The organism is uncultured Maricaulis sp. (assembly GCF_947259345.1).
Lineage (GTDB): Bacteria > Pseudomonadota > Alphaproteobacteria > Caulobacterales > Maricaulaceae > Maricaulis.
On record NZ_CAMYLS010000006.1, the window covers coordinates 73562 to 92860 of the forward strand.

A 19299-nucleotide genomic window follows, 5' to 3' on the forward strand; every position below is an offset into this window, starting at 1 on the left:
CCCGCGCGAGAGGGTGTGGGATCGGCGGCGCTTTTCGTGGGGATGGTCGGGGCGAGGCTCCGGTCCGGGCCTGCGACACCAACGAAAAGAGGGCCGCCTTGAGCGATCACGACGACACGCCGAACACCCCGGAAGACGGACCCGAGAACGCCGGTGGCCAGCCGCCGGCCCTGCCGGACGGGATTGGCAATATCGCCATCGAAGACGAGATGAAGTCCTCCTATCTCGACTATGCGATGAGTGTGATCGTGTCGCGGGCCATTCCCGATGCGCGTGATGGTCTCAAACCGGTTCACCGCCGCATTCTCTACACCATGCACGAGAACGGGCAGACGCACGAAAAAGCCTATCGCAAATGCGCCACCGCCGTCGGTGACGTGATGGGTCGCTATCACCCGCATGGTGACCAGGCGGTCTATGACTCGCTGGTGCGCCTGGCCCAGGAATGGTCGATGCGCGTGCCGCTGATCGACGGGCAGGGCAATTTCGGCTCGGTCGATGGTGATCCGCCCGCCGCCTATCGTTACACCGAGGCGCGGATGCAGAAGGTGGCCCAGTCGCTGCTGGCCGATATCGACAAGGATACGGTCAATTTCATCGACAATTATTCGGCCGAGCGCCAGGAGCCGGTCGTGCTACCGGCCCGTTTCCCGAACCTTCTGGTCAATGGCGCCGGCGGTATCGCGGTCGGCATGGCGACCAATATCCCGCCGCACAATCTCGGCGAGGTGATCGACGGCACGCTGGCCCTGCTGGAAAATCCCGAACTCACCGAGGCCGAGCTGCTGGACTATATCCCGGGGCCGGACTTCCCGACGGGCGGTCTCATCCTGGGCCGGACCGGCGCGCGCAATGCGGTGCTGACCGGGCGCGGCTCGATCGTGATGCGGGCGCGGACCTCGATCGAGGAAGTGCGCAAAGACCGCATGGCGATCATCGTTCATGAAATCCCCTATCAGGTGAACAAGGCCTCGATGATCGAGAAGATCGCCGACCTGGTGCGCGACAAGAAAATCGAGGGCATTGCCGATCTGCGTGATGAGAGCGACCGCAATGGCATGCGCGTCGTGATCGAATTGAAACGCGATGCGGTGGCCGATGTCATCCTCAACCAGCTCTTCCGCTGGTCGCCCATGCAGACGAGTTTCGGCGCCAATATGCTGTCGCTGGTCGGCGGTCGCCCGCAATTGTTGGGCGCGCTGGACATCCTGCGTGAATTCCTGCGCTTCCGTGAGGAAGTGGTGGCGCGTCGGGCCAAGTTCGAGCTCAACAAGGCGCGTGACCGGGCGCATGTCATTGTCGGCCTGGCCCTGGCTGTGGCCAATATCGATGAAGTCATCGCCCTCATCCGCAAGGCGCCCAATCCGGCGACCGCGCGCGAGCAATTGATGGCGCGTGACTGGCCGGCCATGGATGTAGCGCCGCTGGTCGAACTGGTCGCCGATCCGCGCTCCATGCTGCGCGAGGACAATACGCTGCGCCTCACCGAGGAGCAGGCCCGGGCGATCCTGGAACTGCGCCTCAACCGCCTGACCGGTCTCGGCCGTGAAGAGCTGGGCAATGAAGCCGCAACCCTGGCCGAGCAGATCGCCGATCTCCTGGACCTGCTGCGTTCGCGCGACCGTGTCCTCGGCATGATCCGTGACGAGTTGACCGAGGTGCGCGAGAATTACGCCACGCTGCGCCGTTCGGAATTCGTCGATGCTGAACTCGACTTCGAGGATGAGGACCTGATCCCGCGTGAAGAGATGGTGGTGACCGTCACCCATGGCGGCTATGCCAAGCGCACGGCCCTGTCGGACTATCGCGCCCAGCGCCGGGGCGGCAAGGGCCGTTCGGGCATGGCGACCAAGGACGAGGATTTCATCGCCACGCTCTTTGTGGCCTCGACCCACGCGCCGCTCTTGTTCTTCTCCAATCGCGGCATGGTCTACAAGACCAAGACCTGGCGCCTGCCCCTGGGTGCGCCCAATACGCGCGGCAAGGCCCTGGTCAATCTCCTGCCGCTGGAGCAGGGCGAGACCATCACCTCGATCATGGCTTTGCCGGAAGACGAGAGCACTTGGGCCGACATGAATGTCATGTTCGCCACCAACAAGGGCACGGTCCGGCGCAACAAGCTGTCCGACTTCGTCCAGGTCAATCGCAATGGCAAGATTGCGATGAAGCTGGAAAACGAGGATGACCGCATCGTCAATGTGGTGCTGTGTACCGAGCAGGATGATGTCTTCCTGACCACGCACAAGGGCCGCGCGATCCGCTTCCCGGCGACCGATGTCCGCGTCTTTGCCGGCCGTAATTCGGTCGGAGTGCGCGGTATCCGTCTGGCCGAGGGCGATACGCTGATCTCGATGGCGATCCTGCGCCATATCGATGTCACCTCGCCGGAAGCGCGAACCTATCTCAAACACGCCACCGCCATGCGCCGGGCGTTGGGAGATGATGAAGAGGTCGAGAACACCGTCTCTGACGGTGAGGAAGACGGTGACGATGAAGCCGCCCTGTCGACCGAACGCCTCGCCGAGCTGGGCGCCGCCGAGGAATTCCTCCTCACCGTGGCCTCCGACGGTATGGGCAAGCGTTCATCGGCTTATGATTTCCGGGTCATGGGGCGCGGTAATAACGGCGTCGCGGCGACCGATATCAAGCGCAATATCCCGCTTTCGGCCAGCTTCCCGGTCGAGGATGCCGACCAGATCATGGCTGTCACCGATGGTGGCCAGCTGATCCGATTCCCGGTCGATACCGTCCGGATCGCCAGCCGGTCCTCGCGCGGTGTGCGCCTGATCCGCCTCAATGAGGGCGAGAATGTCGTCGCCGTCGTGCGTATCCAGGATGCCGGTGATGAGGCTGAGGACGGGCTTGATCCGGAGGCCTTGCCGGCCCCGGATGGCGCGGCTCCGGACGACTCCGCTCCGACCCCGGATGCCGGGCCTGACGGCGACGGCGAAGCGGGCGAGTAGCAGAGGCGAGTCGCATATCGGGCGAGGCGGGATGATTGATCTCGCCTCGCCGGTCTGCCAGACAGGATCCCGACACCGGGCCGGTGTCGCAGGGGCGCCAGGCCCGGGGAGAGAATGGCCATGATCCGTACCGCGCTCTATCCGGGCACATTCGATCCGCTGACCAATGGGCATATCGACATTATCGGCCGGGCCGTGAAACTCGTCGACCATCTGGTCATTGGTGTTGCCATCAATGAAGGCAAGAAGCCGCTCTTCAATCTGGAGGAGCGTGTCGACATGGTCCGCGAGGAAGTGGCCCAGTTCGCCGATGGCGCGCAGATCGAGGTCCGCCCCTTTGATGGCCTGCTCATGCATTTCGCCGAGGAGATCGGCGCTCAGTCCATCGTGCGCGGACTTCGGGCCGTGTCCGATTTCGAGTATGAATTCCAGATGGTCGCCATGAACCAGCAGCTCAATGATGATATCGAGACGCTGTTCCTGATGGCTGATCCGCGTCACCAGGCCATCGCGTCGCGCCTGGTGAAGGAAATTGCCCGTCTGGGCGGCGATATTTCCGCCTTCGTGACGCCAAGTATTGAACGCCGATTGAAGGAGCGTCTTGCGTGATCATGCGTTTCACCCTTTCCGCCTCCCTGGCCCTGGCGCTGACCACCGCCGCCTGCGCCCGCGAAACCGCCACGGACACCGCCGACACGGATGCCGCCGCGACGACTGCCGCCAGCGCGGTCGAAGCCCAGGCTACGGCTGCGGCTCCGCAATGGGATCTGCCCGCCGATGCCTGGCGCACCGCGGACCAGGAAGACCTGCTCTATATCGAGACCGACCACGGCATGGTCATTGTCGAGATGGCGCCGGAGTTTGCCCCCAATCATGTTGCGCGCATGCGCAGGCTGGCCCAGGAGCGCTTTTACGATTTCCTGGTCTGGCACCGGGTGATTGACGGCTTCATGGCCCAGGGCGGCGGCTCGCGGTCCAATCCCGGCCATGCGGCGGACGTAGAAGGCCTGGAAGCGGAGTTCACCGTACGCCGCTCGGGCGAGCCGGTGGTGACCGAGCTGCAGGATCGCATCATCAATCCGCGCGCCTTGCCGCAAACGGCCAAGGCCGGCTTCTGGGATGGTTTCCCGGCCGGCACCCAGACTGCGGCGCTCGCTGCAATCACCGGTGACGGACAGGTCCAGTCCTGGCTCCTGCATTGTCGCGGCGCGGCCGCGGCGGCGCGCACCAGCGACCCCAATTCGGCCCGTAGCCAGTTCTACATCACGCGCGGCAATCCCGAGCATCTCAATGCGCAATACACGTCCTGGGGCCGCGTTCGCGTGGGTCAGGACGCCATTGACGCAATTGCCGTCGGCTCCGCCATGGAAGACCCGGATTTCCGCCCGGACACCATCCGCTCCATGCGCACCGGCGATGAGCTGCCGGCCGAAGAACAGGTCACCATCGAGGTGGCCGATACCGACAGCGCGGCCTTTGCCGCCTATCTCGACACGCTGCGCGACCCGTCTGGCAATCTGCCGGACATTTGCGATATCACCGTGCCGACCCGGATTGTTGAATAGGAAGACCCATGGCTGAAGAACAACTCGTATTCACGCTTGAAGGCGGAGACGTCACGATCAAGCTGCGTCCCGACCTCGCGCCCAAGCATGTGGCGCGGATCACCGAACTGGTGAAGGAAGGCTTTTATGACGGACTGAACTTCCACCGCGTGATCGATGGTTTCGTGGCGCAGGGCGGTTGCCCGAACGGTAATGGCATGGGCGGTTCCGGCCAGCACATTCCGGCCGAATTCTCCGCCGAGCCGCATGTGCGTGGCACGATGTCGATGGCCCGCGCCGCCGATCCGGACAGCGCGTCGAGCCAGTTCTTCATCTGCCTGGATGACGTGCCCTACCTCAACAACCAGTACACGGTCTGGGGTGAGGTGATCTCCGGCATGGAACATGTCGACGCGCTGCCCAAGGGCGAGCCGCCGGCCAATCCGGGCAAGATCGTCAAGGCGACGGTCGTCGAGGCCTAGCGCCTTGAGCTGGATCAGGACACTTGATCGAAAGGCGGCCGATGGCCGCCTTTCGGCTATCTACGACCGGGTCGCCGGCAAGACCGGCCAGATCGACAATATCCTCGCCGCCCATTCCCTGCGGCCGCACACGCTGGAAGGTCATATGGCCCTCTACAAGGTGGTGCTGCACCATTACGGCAACAGTCTCGACAAGGCCTATCTGGAAGCGATCGGGACCTGGGTGTCATCGCTCAATCGCTGCACCTATTGCGTCGAACATCATTTCGCCGGGCTCAAGCGGCTGCTCGCCGACGATACCCGTGCCGCGCAGATCCGCGACGCCATCGACAGCGGTATCCCGGAGCGGGCCTTCTCCGGCCGCGAGCTGGCCGGCCTGCGCTATGCGGAAATCCTGACCCGCGCACCTCACAGTCTGACCGAACAGCATGTCATCGCCTTGCGCGAGGCAGGGTTTGACGATGGTGAAATTCTCGAGATCAACCAGGTCACGGCCTATTTCGCCTATGCCAACCGGACGGTTCTTGGCCTCGGTGTGAGCCATGAAGGCGAGACGCTGGGCCTGTCACCGAACATATCGGATGATCCGGACAACTGGTCTCACGACTGATCGGCCATCAGCCTCAGACGCGCGATGAGCGGGCGATGGTCGGACCCGGTATTGGGTCCGGCTTCGATCAACACGGTTTCCCATGCCTGACCGGCAAATATGTGATCAATCCCGACCAGCATTGGCGGTACAGGGAATTCGGCTGACAGGGTGGTGCTGAACAGGCCCTCCGACGGCCAGGTCGGCAGGGCCAGGGACCGGCGCTCCAGATCAAGGTCACGCCCGATACGCGCCAGGGCGCGTGACGGCGCGGCTGCGTTGAAATCGCCCATCACGATCAGGCTGTCCTGCGCTTCGCCAGCGAGGGCGCGGGCGAGATTGCGGCGCTGGCAGTCCTGAGCGACGCTGGGGAAGGGCCAGGTCAGGTGCACAGAGACGATCGTCACCTCGCGTCCGTCCGGCAGTTCGATGCGGGCCCGGACAGCCGGTGGCAACTCCCAGTCACAGGGCACGGCATCCTGGAAGGATATCTCCGGCGGGTGGCGCACACAGCCGCTGTCGAGAATGGGCAGGTGGGACAGGACCCGGGTCGAGCGGCAGCGGGCGATATGCGGGAAGCTCGCTTCCAGCGCGCCCACCGTCGGCTTGGCGTGGCGGGTGGCTTCCTGCAGGGCAAGAATGTCGGGATTGATGGCGTCGACCACCAGCGGCACACCCGCCGGATCCCGGCGCAACCCCCACAGATTTTGCGTCATGACGGTGACCTCCTCGCCCTCATCAAGCATTGCGCGGGCAGGGGAGGTCGAGAGACGCCGGATCCATTCCGGTGCCGCCGGCATCGCGATCGCCAGGCAGCCAAGAGCAAGCAGGACCGGCACGAAGCGGTGGCGATTGCGCAGTGAGACAATCGTCACGCCTGTCGCGAACACCATGACCAGCGGCCAGATCTGGCGCCAGGCATCAAACCCGCGCCAGGCCGGTGCCAGCGTGATGAAGGCGGCGAGGCCGAGCACCGCGCACAGGGCCAGAAAAGCTGAAATCGTGTGACGCACGTGACGAGCTCATGGTGTGAACCGAAGTATTGGCAGGCTTTCTACACGCCAAAGATTGCGAAGCCGTGTGTCCGTATATAGACCCCGCAGCCATGCGTGTTTCCGACTTTGACTTCCACCTCCCCGAGGAGCGGATCGCCCTGCGTCCCGCTCGTCCGCGAGATGCGGCGCGGATGCTTCATGTCGCCTCCAATGGCGTGCTGGCTGATCGCGGTGTGCGCGACCTGCCGGACATTCTCCAGCCGGGGGATTTGATGGTGTTCAACGACACTCGCGTTATCCCGGCCGCTCTGAAGGGCGTGCGTCCGGCGCGGGCGGTGGGCGGCGGCGGGCCGGTCGAGCTGGAGGTCAATCTGCACAAGCGGATCGATGCCTCGGCCTGGCGTGCCTTTGTGCGCCCGGCCAAGCGCCTGCGCACTGGTGACATGATTACCTTCGGCGAGATGCTCAAGGCTGAGGTGACAGGCAAATCCGAGGGCGGAGATGTCCGCCTGGTCTTCAATGCGACGGGCCCGGCGCTGGATGCCGCGATCGCGGTGGCCGGCGAAATGCCGCTGCCGCCCTATATCGCCCGCAAGCGCGGAGTCGATGCGCAGGACGAGGCGGACTACCAGACCCTGTTTGCCACCCATGAAGGTTCGGTCGCGGCCCCCACGGCCGGTCTCCACTTTACGCCGGAACTTATGGTGGCGCTGGAGGCGCGCGGTGTCGAGCAGACCCGCGTGACCCTGCATGTCGGGGCGGGGACGTTCCTGCCGGTGAAGTCCGACGATACTGATGATCACCAGATGCATTCGGAATGGTGCACAGTCTCGGCCGCTGCGGCCGACGCTATCAATGCCGCCAAGGCCGAGGGCCGCCGGGTAATCCCGGTGGGCACCACGGCGCTGCGCACGATTGAGAGCCTGGCCACAGGGCCGGGCGTGATCAAGGCGGGCAGCCGGGACACCGATATCTTCCTCACACCGGGCTCGGATTTTGCCATCACCGACATGTTGATGACGAATTTCCACCTGCCCAGATCGACGCTCTTCATGCTGGTCAGCGCCCTGTCGGGCCTCGATGTCATGCAGCGCGCCTACGCCCATGCCATTGCGGCGGAGTATCGTTTCTACTCCTATGGCGATGCCTGCCTGCTGGAGCGCCGCACATGACCACCTTCCCCTATGAGATCCACGCCACCGATGGCGCGGCGCGCACCGGCGTCCTGAAGACCAGCCGCGGCGATATCCGTACGCCGGCCTTCATGCCGGTCGGCACGGCCGCGACGGTGAAGGCGCTCTATATGGACCAGGTCCGCGAGACCGGGGCCGACATCATTCTGGGCAATACTTATCACCTTATGCTTCGCCCCGGTGCCGAGCGGGTGAAGCGTCTCGGCGGTCTGCATAAATTCTCGACCTGGAAAGGCCCGATGCTGACCGATAGTGGCGGCTTTCAGGTCTGGTCCCTGTCCAAGCTGCGCAAGATGACCGAGGCGGGGGTGAAATTCCGCTCCCATATCGACGGGTCCGAGCACAATCTCACCCCGGAACGCTCGATCGAAATCCAGGCCGACCTGTTGGGTGCCGACATCTCCATGCAGCTGGACGAATGCACGCCCTTTGGCTGTTCAGAAAAAGAAGCCCGCACCAGCATGGAACTCTCCATCCGCTGGGGGCAGCGCTCCAAGGCGGCCTTCGGGACCCGAGACGATCAGGCCTTGTTCGGTATTGTCCAGGGTTCGGTGTTTGAAAACCTGCGCCGCGAAAGCGCCGAACGCCTCATCGAGACCGGCTATGACGGCTATGCCATTGGTGGCCTCGCGGTCGGTGAGGGCTTTGAGAAAATGTGCGACGTGCTCGACTTCACGACACCGCACCTGCCGCGCGAACGGCCGCGTTACCTGATGGGTGTCGGCAAGCCGATTGACCTGGTCGAGGCGGTCGCCCGCGGTGTCGACATGTTCGATTGCGTCCTGCCGACCCGCTCGGGCCGTCATGGCCAGGCCTGGTCGGATCATGGCCCGATCAATATCAAGCGCGCCGAGTTTGCCGAGGACGATACGCCGCTCAATCCGGAGATCGATTGCCCGGCCAGCACGGATTACTCACGTGCCTATCTTCACCACCTCTTCCGGGCCGGCGAGTATCTCTCGGCCATGCTGCTCTCCTGGCATAATATCGCTTACTTCCAGCACCTTACCGGGCGCATGCGGGCCGCGATTGCGGCGGGTGAGTTCGAGGCCTTTCGACGGGAGTTCCGGGCGAAATGGGACGAGGGCCAGGCAAAAGCAGCTGAGCGGGCGGGATAGCGATGTCAGTGACGGTGCGCCTGCTTGACCAAGCTGGATTGGCGGCAGCGCTGCCTGAACTCTCCAAACTTCTCATCGCTTGCGTTGAGGCCGGTGCCTCGATCGGTTTCATGGCGGTTCTTTCTCCGGCGCGGGCTGACGCATTCTGGACCGACATCGCCGGTCAGGTGGAGCGTGGCGACCGGCTGATCTGGTCGGCGCGCGATACCGACACAGGCGCACTCCTCGGCTCGGTCCAACTCATTACCGGCCTGCCCGACAACCAGCCTCATCGCGGTGATGTCGCCAAATTGATGGTCTCACCGGAGGCCCGGCGGCGCGGCATTGCCGACCTGCTGATGGCCGCACTGGAGGCCAAGGCGCGTGACACCGGATTGCGGACGCTTGTCCTCGATACGGTGACAGGGTCACCTGCCGAGGCGCTTTATCGCAAGCGCGGCTGGGTGGAGGTCGGGCCTGTTCCCGATTACGCGCTCTTCCCGGACGGGTCTGCGTGCTCGACGACCTTTTTCTATAAATCACTGGCCTGATCGCGGTTTGGCGTCGGGCGGCGCAAGGCGGTCAGTCCTCGTGGTCGCCTTCTTCCTCGACCAGACCATAGGCCTCGAAGGCGCGGCGCATCTGGGCGGGGGGACAGCCAAAGCCGTCATAGAGCCCGCGCAGATAGGCGCGGCGACGCTGGGCCATCTCGCGCTGTTCGCGGGCTTCGCGTTCAATTCGGCCGGCACCACCAAGAAACCGCACGACGGGACGGACCGGGTTCAGACCGACAATAGTCGAGCGATAGAGGCCGCGTGCGCCATCGGCGGCGGCGTCCGGCGCCTGGGCGGCGATATGAGCGCTCTGCCCCATCCAGGTGTCGTGATCATGTTCTTCTTCTTCGGCGAGGCGGCGTTCTTCCTCGACATCCGGGCCGAGCACGACGGTCAGTCGGGCAACGTCCTGGGCGACTGTGGAGCAGCGCCGGCGCGATCCCTCACCGCCATAAGGGGTCGGCACGGTCTCCTCGCCCTGATCGACCATGATCCGGCCCGGCCGTTCCCGCGGCAGGCCGACGGCATCTTCCAGTGCTTCGGCTGTTTCCTCGCGTGCAAAACTGCCGGCTTCACCGGCCGTCTGGCGTGTGGACGAGCATGCGGTCGCGCCTAACGCCACGAGCAGACATGCGAACAGACTCAATCTTCCCCTCATGCGCTGCATTTTAATCGGCGATTACGGCGAAATCTCATCAAAAATGCTGAAATCCGCAGTCAAACCCCGATTGACCCCCCCAAATCGCCCGTATAGGTTCCGCGCTCCTCGTTCGGGGAGCCGATAGCTCAGCTGGTAGAGCAACTGACTTTTAATCAGTAGGTCCAGGGTTCGAATCCCTGTCGGCTCACCATTTCAGGACCTTCCGCAACATCGCTTGAGATGGGACGTCGCGACGTGCGGTGTTGGCGCATCACGCCGGCTTTTAATTCCGCCAACACGTCATCACCGTTACCCCCGGCCTGTCCGGGGGGCCTCGTCCAGCCTTTCGACGGGGTAGCGCAGGTCCCCCGGATCGCGGCGTTGCCGCGACCGGGGGATGACGACGGTGTGGGAGCGAAGAGGCCGGCGCCTCGGCACACACCACCAGCTCCGCACGCGATTGCGGCGGAGGTGGGAGGAAGCGGGATGCCGGCGGACACCGGGGTGTCCGTGTGGCTGGTCTGCGGTGTCCGTGGTGTCCTCGGCATCCCGCTTGCGGAGGTTTCCCGGGCTGTCTCCACCCCGATTCCAATGCGCCAGGTAGATGGGGTCGGTCGTTTAGTGCCCCGCGACCTGGTCGCACGCCCTGCCGGAGCATCGGGATGTCATCCCCGAGGCGCGGACAGGCTCCGCTCGTTTCCGGGCACAAGTGACAGGGCCCGTGCCTCCCATCCCGAAAACCGAGGGCATTATCGCTTGGGAAGGAGGGGCGGGGATAAGTTTTGTGAAAATTTCCGCCCCACCCACCGTCATCCCGGCGAAGGCCGGGACCCAGTCTTCGACGCAAGCTGTTGCCAGGATTGGCGAAATCGGGCCTGCGAAACTGGGTCCTGACTTGCGTCAGGATGACGGTTTTAGGGCGCGAGGTGGGGGATAAGTTGCCCTTCCGCCGCGCCGCCATTCCACAAAATGGAAAATCGGGTCTTCGCCGAGACTTGCTTGACCTTGATGCCATACCGCCCCAGCTTCTCGACGAATTTACGGGGCAAACGCCGGGGGAGAGTTTCATGCGTCTTGGGCATCTGGCATTGGGATTGGCCGCATTGGCGGTCGCGGCGTGTTCGTCTGAGGAGGAGGTCGCCTTTGAGCCTGTGCCGGCAGAGGATCTGGTCCGCACGATCGGGCAGGGCGAGCTTGTGGGTTTCGAGACGGAGAGTGGTGCGGCCGCCTGGATGGCGGTGCCCTATGCCGCGCCACCAGTCGGTAATCTGCGTTGGCGGGCACCGCGTCCGCCACTGGCTTTCGAGGCGCGGCTTGAAGCGCTCGAGGCCGGGCCGGTCTGCCCCCAGGTGACCAATAATCTCAGTGCCGGCGAGACTTACGAGATCGGCGAGTTGATCGGCTCGGAGGATTGTCTGACGCTCGATATCTATGCCCCGCGCGATGTGCGGCCGGATGAGGCCCTGCCGGTGATGATGTGGATCCATGGCGGCGCCAATACCTGGGGCTCGTCCTCCGCCTATGACGGATCCGAACTGGCCAGGCTGCAGGGTGTGATCGTGGTCTCGGTGCAATACCGGCTCGGGCCGCTGGGCTTCCTGGCCCATCCGGAGCTGCGCGCCGATGCCGAGATCCCCGATGATGCAGCCGCCAATTATGCATTGCTCGACCTGGTTGCGGCGCTGCAATGGATCAGTGGCAATATCGACACCTTCGGGGGCGACCCCAATCGCGTCACCGTGTTCGGCGAGAGTGCCGGCGCTTATAATATTGCCGGTCTGATGGCGACGCCGCAGGCGCGCGGCCTTTTTCACAGGGCGATCATGCAGAGCGGCGGCACGGCGTCGGTTCCGCTGGAGATTGCCGAACAGGGCGGGGGCAATGATGCCGTCGCCGGCCTGGCCGCCGCGATCGCGATTGCTGGTGAAGGTGCCGATGGTGCGGCCCTGCGGCGCGCGTCGCTGGAGGCTGTGTATGCCGCCTATCGGGACGAGGACGGTGAGCTGACCTCCATGCCGCGCATGATCGAGGATGGCGTGACCCTGCCGGAAGGCGGCATTCTCGCCGCGGCGGAAACGCCCGGCGGTTTCGCCGATGTGCCGCTGATCACCGGCACCAATCGTGACGAGATGAAGCTCTATACGGTATTCGATCCGCGTTTGACGCGGCGACTGGGTCCGCTGGTCTGGCCAAAGGGGGAGGATCGCTATGAGGCGGCGGTCGAATATCCCTCGCGCATCTGGCGCTATAATGCCGTCGATGGTCTGCTCAACCGCCTGGCCGCCAATGGCCGCACCGATCTCTGGGCCTATCGCTTTGACTGGGATGAGGGCGGTTCGGTCCTGGTGACCGATACCAGCGTCCTGCTCGGAGCCTCCCATGCGATGGAGATTCCCTTCGTCTTCAACCATTTCGAGCTCTTCGGCTCCTTCGACAGCGTGCTCTTCAATGCCCGCAACGAAGTCGGGCGACTGGAGCTGGCCGATACGATGGGCGCCTATTGGGCGCAGTTCGCGGCCACCGGCGAGCCCGGTGACGGGATCGGCATGGGGCCGGACTGGCCGCAATGGACGGATACCGGCGCGGCCCTGCGCTTTGACACGCTCGATGACGGCGGAACCGAGGTCTTCTCCCGTACGGAGTCACCGCTGGCGATCGCCAGTGACCTGGCCAGCGATGAGCGCATTGATGACGAGGCGCGATGCCGGATTGCGCGCGGCATTGTCGGGCGCCAGCCCAGCCTGGCCGATGCCTTCCAGGCCGCGATGACCTGCGAGCCCTGACCAACGTGTGGCAGTCTGGCTCATCATAGAGCATTTATTGGTGTTTCTGCCTCATAATATGTCAAGGTCGAGACTTGTTTGTCGCTCGAGGGCGTGAGGTCGAATGCGTGAGCTGGATGAGTATGATCGAGCCATTCTGCGGACATTGCAGCGTCGCGGCCGGATTTCGCATGTCGATCTGGCCGAGGAGATCGGCTTGTCCAAGACGCCCACCCAGCGCCGTGTGAGGATGCTGGAAGGGGCTGGGTTGATCAGTCACTACGTAGCGGTGCTGGACCCGGCCGCCCTCGGCCTTCATTTCTGCGCCTGGGTGATGATCCGCCTGGGCAAGCATCGTGCGGAGACCGTGGCGGATTTCCTCGCGGCGGTGGACCGCAATGCAATGATCACCGAGTGCTGCCTGGTGACCGGCTCCGCCGACTACATGATCAAGGTGCACGCGCGTGACATCGCCGATTATCGCGATTTCATGATGTCCGATCTGGTCAAGCTGCCGGGGGTTACAGAGGTAACCACCCATGTGGTCCTTGAGGAACCAAAGAAGACGACTTCTCTGCCGCTGCCTCGCTAGCCGCGATACCGTCTTCCAGGCGGTTCGAGACAAATGTCTCGCACACGTCGATAACCGGCAGATCCAGCGTCTCGGCCTGCTTGAGATAGCCGGCGACAAGGTCGAACATTCGGTTGATCTCGGTCTTGACCGCTGCCGGGTCGAAAGCCACGAGGCCGCGTCGGGCCTTGTGTTCACCCGCGCCCGCCAGCAATCCTCCCGCGTTCGCGAGATAGTCGGGTACATATGTAATGCCGCGGGCCTGCAGATGGCGGCCAAGCGATGTCTCTGCCAGCTGGTTATTGGCGGCGCCGACGATGATGTCTGCCGTGATCGAGTTGACCGTGTCGGCTGTGATGACCGGGCCGAGTGCGCAGGGGCAGAATATCTCGCACGGGGTCGCGATCGCGCGGGCCGGATCAATCACACGGGCGGCGTAGCGCTCGGCCAGCGCGTGGGCGGAGCGCGGGTCGATATCGCATATGGAGAGGACAGCGCCCTCGCCGTGGAGCAATTCCGCCAGCGCCATGCCGACTGAGCCCGCGCCCTGAATCAAGACACGGCGGTCACGTAGCACGGTGGAGCCATAGCGGTGCAGGGCCGAGGCCTTCATGGCCCGGAACACGCCCAGAGCCGTGTACGGCGCCGGATTGCCGCAACCGTCCGGCGTGCCGACCACATGGCGTGTCTCGCGGCTCAGGGTGGCGATATCAGCAAGTCTCATATTGACGTCCTCGCCGCCGATATAGACGCCCTTGAGCGAGTTGATGGCCTCGCCGAGTGCCTTCCAGAGTGCGGGCGATTTGATCCTGGACGGGTCACCCCGCAGGACGGTTTTGCCCCCGCAATAAGGCAGGTTGAGTGCAGCCGCCTTACGCGCCATGGCGAAAGCCAGCCGTTCGGCATCGGCGTCGGCCTCAGCGTCGGACGCGTAGGGCAGAATGCGGATTCCGCCCAGGCCGGGGCGATTGAGCGCTCCGTAAAGAGCGATGCGGGCATTGAGGCCTGAGGCGTCATCCCGGAACTGATACATGGCGGAGCGGTGTGCGAATGGGCGCGTTGTGAACATGGCGACCTCCCTTTGCGCAGAGGGTTGCTCAACTTCGCTGGGTATAATGGGCAATCATCACTAAAATTTGGGATTGTGATGGGTATTTTGCCCAAGGTTATGCCGGTTATATAGACGTAGCGATCTCTTGGGCGGCCGGCGCTGCATTGCAACAAGCGACTGGCCGAGAGCGACGTGATGGCTATGCTGTGCGGGGCGGGCATTCGGCCCGGCCGTGATTCGGTGTGGTCATGGATACTCTCCTCTTGCAAGCGGCGATCTATCTCGGGGCCGGCGTGATCGCCGTTCCGATCGCGCACCGGCTCGGCCTGGGCTCGGTTCTCGGTTATCTGCTGGCCGGTGTGGCGATCGCGCCGCTTCTGGACTGGGTCGGATCGGATCCGGAGAGCGTCCAGCACTTCGCCGAGTTCGGCGTCGTGATGATGCTTTTCCTCGTCGGGCTGGAATTGCAGCCGCGCCTGCTCTGGGACTTGCGCATGCGCCTGTTCGGGCTCGGCGGGCTTCAGGTCGCCCTGACCACGGCGGCGGTCGCGGCCTTCTGCCTGGCGATCGGGCTCGACTGGCGCCTGGCGATCGCGCTGGGCCTTATCTTCGCGCTCTCCTCGACGGCCATTGTTCTGCAGACGCTGGGGGAGAAGGGCTGGTTGCGGACCGAGGGCGGTCAGTCGGCCTTTTCCGTCCTGCTCTTCCAGGACATCGCCGTCATTCCGATGCTCGCCTTGATGCCGTTTCTCGCCATGCCGGGCGGCGAAAGTCTTGTGGCTGACGCTGCGGGGCACGGGGCAGGGGACACACCTTTCTCTCACCTGCCCGCCTGGGCCCAGGGCCTGGTCACGCTCGGTGTGGTGGGGGCCATCGTTCTGGGCGGTCGCTATCTGACACGGCCCGCCTTCCGGATCATCGCGCGCACCGGATTGCACGAACTTTTTTTCTCGGCGGCGCTGTTCCTGGTGATCGGGATTGCGGTGCTGATGAGTGCGGTCGGCCTGTCGCCAGCGCTGGGGACTTTCCTCGCGGGTGTGCTGCTGGCCGAAAGCGAGTACCGGCACGAATTGGTCAGCGATCTGGAGCCGTTCAAGGGCTTATTGCTCGGCGTTTTCTTCATCACGGTCGGGGCCGGGATGGAGTTCGACCTTCTGGCGGGCAATCCGGGATTGATCATCGGCCTGACGGTGGCCCTGATCGGTGTGAAGGGCCTGATCCTTCTCGGGCTGGCGTTTGCTTTCCGCATGAAGGGGCGCGCGCGCTGGCTCTTCACCTTCTCGCTGGCCCAGAGCGGTGAGTTCGGCTTCGTGCTGCTGGCCTTTGCGGGCGGTGTGGATGTCATCCCGGACGAAGTTGCCGGGATTGCCGGGCTGATCGTGGCCTTGTCGATGATGGCCACGCCCTTGATCATGATCGTGTTCGAGCGCTGGGTATCGCCGCGCGTGCGCCGTCCCGCCGGTCCGGAGCGCGAGGAAGACACGATCGAGGAGGAGGCCCCGGTCATCATCGCCGGCATGGGTCGCTTCGGTCAGATCATCCAGCGCCTCCTGGTCATGGATGGCTACAAGCCGGTGGTTCTGGACAATTCCGCCGAGCATATCGACGGGCTCCGCAAGTTCGGCATCCAGGTCTATTACGGCAATGCCATGCGACCGGGATTGCTGGAGGCCGCCGGGATCGCCCGCGCCAAGCTGCTGGTCGTCTGTACGGACAATCGCGAGCGAGCGGTGGAGCTCGTGCATCACGTCAAGCAGCGCTATCCCCACGTCTACATCATCGCGCGGGCCGCCAGCCGCGAGCATGTCTACCAATTGCGGGCGGCCGGCGTTGATCTGGCCATTCGTGAAATGTTTGGGTCATCGCTTGAAGCGGCCCAGCGCTCCCTGGTTGTTCTGGGCGAAAGCGAGGCCCGAGCGAAACGCAAGACGGACGCCTTCGCCCGGCACGACGAGGAAAGCCTGCAGCAGCTCTTTGAGGTCTGGGACGCAGATACCGACGTGTTCGACAATGAGGCCTATGTCGAGAAGGCGCGCTCGCGGGTTGTTTCTCTTGCCGAGATCATGGCTGAGGATATAGGCGACCCGGACGATGATCCGGATCGTCAAACCGACATTTGAGCTGATTTGGCTGACGGGACTGACTCCGAAACGGGTTACAGGGCGCGCCGAAAAGGTTAACGTGCGGGCAGCGGCAAGGGGGGCGCCTGCGTGATTCGGTATTGGCATGAAATCGCGATTGCCAGCATGGCAATGTGCACGCTCGCCGGTGCATCTGTCGCGGCCTTGCAGGATGCCGAGCTGGCCACCCAGGACACGGCTGCAGAGGCGGCGCGCGTCGAGGAATTGGCCAGTGAACCGGCTCGACGCATGGCTGATATCGAGCATTGGGCGCGGCAGATCGGTGGCTGGACGGAGGGCCATCGCGAGGCGTTGGCGCTCGAACTTTTCGAGGCTCCCAGCCACGGCCTGCCGGATCTGGACACCTACGCCAACGCGATCCTTGATCCCACCCGGCCGGTCGGCGACCGGGACAGGCTGGCGAGTATCGCCTACCTGACATTCGCCGGCTGGCTCGAATACGGCTTGCTGGACCCGGAGACACGGACGCCGCGCCGCTTGTTTGATGATGAGGCGGAGCAGCTCGTCCGCCGCATTGGCTGGGCTTTCGAGGCCGGTGATGTCGGGCAGGCCATTTCGGACAGCGTGCCGCGCGTGCGCGACTATGCGGCGTTGCGGCGAGAAATGATGCGTGTCCTGGCCGTCACGCCGATCTGGGCCGGCGTTGACGCCGGTCCGTCCTTGCATCTCGGCGATGAAGGACGCCGCGTGGATCAGCTGCGCACCCGACTGATGGCCGAGGGCTTGCTGGACGGGGATTGGCAGGAGGGAGAGCCCTATGATCTCCGCCTGGAAACTGCCGTGCGCCGCTTTCAGGGCCGAGCTAATCTCACGCCCAGTGGACGCATGGACCAGGTCACGCTGCGCCAGTTGAACCTGCCCCCGGACCGCCGAATTGGCCAATTGATGGCCAATCTCGAGCAGCGCCGTTGGCGGACACGCGATCTGGGTCGGCGCCATATCTGGGTCAATCTCGCCGATTTCCGGTTGGAGGCTTGGGAGGACGGGCAGCTCGCGCGCGAACATGAAGTCATGGTCGGTCGCCAAGCGAGCTCCACGCCGGAATTCTCTGAGGAAATGCGTTACATCGTGCTCAATCCCTGGTGGGGGTTGCCGACCAGTTCCGCTCGGCCGCGCTTCCAGTCCTTCCGGCGAAATCCGGGGCTGGTCCGAAGCCTCGGCTTCCAGATATACAATCGCGCCGGTGAGGCGATCTCGGTCTATGAGATCGACTGGAGCCGCTGGGGGAATGATTGGCCCTACCGAATGTCACAGCCGCCGGGACCGACCAATCCGATGGGGGAAGTGAAGTTCATTTTTCCCAACCGTCACAATATCTACATCCATGACACCACCGAGCGTGATCAGTTTGTGCGAACCCGTCGTGACTTCTCGGCGGGGTGCATCCGGGTTCAGGACCCGCTCGCGCTGGCAGCGTGGGTGCTTGAGGGGCAGGATGAGTGGGACCGCGACCGGATCGACGCGGTTGCCGCGGGATCAGCGCCCCGTGTGGTCTGGCTGGATGAGCGTATTCCCGTCCATATCGCCTATTGGACCGTCGTCGGCGACAGCGATGGCCAGGTGCGCTATCTCAATGATCTGTACAGACGCGATAGCGGGGTGATTGATGCCTATCTCGCGGCTTACGAATCTCATGCCGACCTGCCCCCTTTCCCGACACGCCTTGCGTCAAGCTCCACAGGCGCCAGTTTCGATTGAAGACGAAGGGAGTATTGGGGGAGCGATGCATTCAAGCTACATGTCGAGGCTGGGTCGCAATATTGCCGCGTCGCGATAACATTATGATTTAATTGCGCTTTCTTTATTGCTTGAAATGTGGTTGCTTTTTGAGTGTAGCATCGCGGCAACGGGAGCAAAAATTTACACCAAATGCCTGATTTGTCTCGGTCCGGTGTAGCGCTCGCGATCTAATTGTAGTAGGAAATTCCGTAGGAAATGCCCTGTGTTCAGGGAATCCTCGTGTTCGGCATGTGGCCGAAAACGGTCAGTCACACCAAGGGAGCATCGCTCCCGGAGGGGGAATGATGAAGAAACGGCTTTTTACGGCGGTCGCCGTTGGGGCCTTCTTGGCAGCGGGTCCTGCGTTCGCTGACGAAGGCTGGTATGTGCGTGGCGCCGTCGGTTACGGTGGCCCGGGTGACACGGATGTCTCCGGTTCGCTGAATGGTGAAATTCAAGGCGAAGGCAATTACCGCGAAGCGGTTGCGCTGGGCTATGAATGGATGGACGGGTTCCGCCTCGAGGGCGAACTGGCGCACCGCTACAATGATACCGGTGCTGTTGGTGGCTTCGAGCACAGCATGAGCGACTTCCAGATTTGGTCGCTGATGGCAAATGCGATCTTCGATTTCAACCCGGATGGCACCTACCACCCGTATGTTGGTTTGGGGCTCGGCCTTGCTGACGTCAGCGGCACGCTGGCAGGTTTCTCGGCGGGCACCTCCCCGGTCAATCCGACAGCTGCGGATTATGTTATCGCTCAGGATTCCGATAATCCGTTCGCGTGGCAGGTCATGGCTGGTGTCGGTTGGGATCTGACCGAGCGCCTGACGCTGGACACGGAATATCGCTATTTCTCCACCGGCAGCACGGACTATGCTCCGGGCGTAAGCGTCGATGGTCTGGGTGGTCACGAAGTGTGGCTTGGCCTGCGTTACTCCTTCGCAGCTCCGCCGCCTCCGCCGCCTCCGCCGCCGCCGCCCCCGCCGCCGCCTCCG

Annotated in this window: 16 protein-coding genes and 1 tRNA gene; 14 read left to right on the forward strand and 3 right to left on the reverse strand. The window is 63.7% G+C overall.

Annotated elements, in window-relative coordinates:
* Nucleotides 1-170: 170 nt before the first annotated feature.
* From gyrA to Q0X62_RS03590, 5 genes are all read left to right on the forward strand, one after another.
* On the forward strand, nucleotides 171-2963 hold the full coding sequence (gene gyrA / locus Q0X62_RS03570) for a DNA gyrase subunit A (protein WP_366946100.1): 2793 nt from the start codon (nucleotides 171-173) through the stop codon (nucleotides 2961-2963).
* A gap of 123 nt (nucleotides 2964-3086) precedes the next feature.
* Nucleotides 3087-3572, forward strand: a complete 486-nt coding sequence (gene coaD, locus Q0X62_RS03575; protein ID WP_366946101.1) for a pantetheine-phosphate adenylyltransferase — start codon at nucleotides 3087-3089, stop codon at nucleotides 3570-3572.
* Nucleotides 3573-3574: 2 nt separating this feature from the next.
* Entirely contained in the window at nucleotides 3575-4528 is a 954-nt protein-coding gene (locus Q0X62_RS03580) for a peptidylprolyl isomerase (RefSeq protein ID WP_297731723.1), read from the forward strand.
* Between the two features lie 8 nt (nucleotides 4529-4536).
* Complete coding sequence (locus Q0X62_RS03585) at nucleotides 4537-4989, forward strand: peptidylprolyl isomerase (RefSeq protein WP_297731726.1); 453 nt, start codon at nucleotides 4537-4539, stop codon at nucleotides 4987-4989.
* Nucleotides 4990-4993: 4 nt separating this feature from the next.
* The gene (locus Q0X62_RS03590; RefSeq protein WP_297731729.1) at nucleotides 4994-5599 is read left to right on the forward strand and encodes a carboxymuconolactone decarboxylase family protein; all 606 of its coding nucleotides are present in this window, start codon (nucleotides 4994-4996) and stop codon (nucleotides 5597-5599) included.
* On the opposite strand, the gene Q0X62_RS03595 is transcribed toward Q0X62_RS03590, so the two are convergent.
* The gene (locus Q0X62_RS03595; RefSeq protein ID WP_297731732.1) at nucleotides 5590-6591 is read right to left on the reverse strand and encodes an endonuclease/exonuclease/phosphatase family protein; all 1002 of its coding nucleotides are present in this window, start codon (nucleotides 6589-6591) and stop codon (nucleotides 5590-5592) included. The two genes, Q0X62_RS03590 and Q0X62_RS03595, sit on opposite strands and share 10 nt — an antisense overlap.
* A gap of 92 nt (nucleotides 6592-6683) precedes the next feature.
* Between Q0X62_RS03595 and queA the strand changes: the two genes are divergently transcribed.
* From queA to Q0X62_RS03610, 3 genes are read left to right on the forward strand one after another with little or no spacing between them, the layout of a single operon-like run.
* Nucleotides 6684-7745: a tRNA preQ1(34) S-adenosylmethionine ribosyltransferase-isomerase QueA gene (gene queA, locus Q0X62_RS03600; protein ID WP_297731735.1), complete on the forward strand. Its 1062-nt coding sequence runs from the start codon at nucleotides 6684-6686 to the stop codon at nucleotides 7743-7745.
* Nucleotides 7742-8884, forward strand: coding sequence for a tRNA guanosine(34) transglycosylase Tgt (gene tgt / locus Q0X62_RS03605; protein WP_297731738.1), 1143 nt, complete (start codon nucleotides 7742-7744; stop codon nucleotides 8882-8884). Before queA ends, tgt begins: the two co-directional genes overlap by 4 nt.
* A gap of 2 nt (nucleotides 8885-8886) precedes the next feature.
* A complete protein-coding gene (locus tag Q0X62_RS03610; protein ID WP_297731740.1) occupies nucleotides 8887-9414 on the forward strand; it encodes an N-acetyltransferase in 528 nt (175 codons plus the stop codon).
* Between the two features lie 31 nt (nucleotides 9415-9445).
* Here Q0X62_RS03610 and Q0X62_RS03615 read toward each other — a convergent pair whose 3' ends face one another.
* Entirely contained in the window at nucleotides 9446-10063 is a 618-nt protein-coding gene (locus tag Q0X62_RS03615; protein WP_297731743.1) for a hypothetical protein, read from the reverse strand.
* A gap of 129 nt (nucleotides 10064-10192) precedes the next feature.
* Between Q0X62_RS03615 and Q0X62_RS03620 the strand changes: the two genes are divergently transcribed.
* From Q0X62_RS03620 to Q0X62_RS03630, 3 genes are all read left to right on the forward strand, one after another.
* Nucleotides 10193-10268 (forward strand) — tRNA-Lys (locus Q0X62_RS03620).
* 856 nt (nucleotides 10269-11124) lie between these two features.
* On the forward strand, nucleotides 11125-12840 hold the full coding sequence (locus tag Q0X62_RS03625; RefSeq protein ID WP_297731746.1) for a carboxylesterase family protein: 1716 nt from the start codon (nucleotides 11125-11127) through the stop codon (nucleotides 12838-12840).
* 103 nt (nucleotides 12841-12943) lie between these two features.
* Nucleotides 12944-13411, forward strand: coding sequence for an Lrp/AsnC family transcriptional regulator (locus Q0X62_RS03630; RefSeq protein WP_297731749.1), 468 nt, complete (start codon nucleotides 12944-12946; stop codon nucleotides 13409-13411).
* Here the strand turns inward: Q0X62_RS03630 and Q0X62_RS03635 are convergent.
* On the reverse strand, nucleotides 13341-14459 hold the full coding sequence (locus Q0X62_RS03635; protein ID WP_297731751.1) for a Glu/Leu/Phe/Val dehydrogenase family protein: 1119 nt from the start codon (nucleotides 14457-14459) through the stop codon (nucleotides 13341-13343). The two genes, Q0X62_RS03630 and Q0X62_RS03635, sit on opposite strands and share 71 nt — an antisense overlap.
* A 230-nt stretch (nucleotides 14460-14689) precedes the next feature.
* Here Q0X62_RS03635 and Q0X62_RS03640 point away from each other — a divergent pair, with 230 nt between their 5' ends.
* The 3 genes from Q0X62_RS03640 to Q0X62_RS03650 form a co-directional block, all read left to right on the forward strand.
* Nucleotides 14690-16561: a monovalent cation:proton antiporter-2 (CPA2) family protein gene (locus Q0X62_RS03640; protein WP_297731754.1), complete on the forward strand. Its 1872-nt coding sequence runs from the start codon at nucleotides 14690-14692 to the stop codon at nucleotides 16559-16561.
* Nucleotides 16562-16651: 90 nt separating this feature from the next.
* Complete coding sequence (locus tag Q0X62_RS03645) at nucleotides 16652-18280, forward strand: L,D-transpeptidase family protein (protein WP_297731755.1); 1629 nt, start codon at nucleotides 16652-16654, stop codon at nucleotides 18278-18280.
* Between the two features lie 326 nt (nucleotides 18281-18606).
* A partial coding sequence (locus Q0X62_RS03650) for an outer membrane protein (protein ID WP_297731758.1) occupies nucleotides 18607-19299 on the forward strand: 693 nt, incomplete at its 3' end.

Excerpts from the sequence above, each read along its gene's own strand:
- Q0X62_RS03580 (WP_297731723.1), top strand. The coding sequence starts at position 3,575 with ATGCGTTTCACCCTTTCCGCCTCCCTGGCCCTGGCGCTGACCACCGCC.
- Q0X62_RS03585 (WP_297731726.1), top strand. The coding sequence starts at position 4,537 with ATGGCTGAAGAACAACTCGTATTCACGCTTGAAGGCGGAGACGTCACG.
- queA (WP_297731735.1), top strand. The coding sequence starts at position 6,684 with ATGCGTGTTTCCGACTTTGACTTCCACCTCCCCGAGGAGCGGATCGCC.
- tgt (WP_297731738.1), top strand. The coding sequence starts at position 7,742 with ATGACCACCTTCCCCTATGAGATCCACGCCACCGATGGCGCGGCGCGC.
- Q0X62_RS03610 (WP_297731740.1), top strand. The coding sequence starts at position 8,887 with ATGTCAGTGACGGTGCGCCTGCTTGACCAAGCTGGATTGGCGGCAGCG.
- Q0X62_RS03625 (WP_297731746.1), top strand. The coding sequence starts at position 11,125 with ATGCGTCTTGGGCATCTGGCATTGGGATTGGCCGCATTGGCGGTCGCG.
- Q0X62_RS03630 (WP_297731749.1), top strand. The coding sequence starts at position 12,944 with ATGCGTGAGCTGGATGAGTATGATCGAGCCATTCTGCGGACATTGCAG.
- Q0X62_RS03635 (WP_297731751.1), bottom strand. The coding sequence starts at position 14,459 with ATGTTCACAACGCGCCCATTCGCACACCGCTCCGCCATGTATCAGTTC.
- Q0X62_RS03640 (WP_297731754.1), top strand. The coding sequence starts at position 14,690 with ATGGATACTCTCCTCTTGCAAGCGGCGATCTATCTCGGGGCCGGCGTG.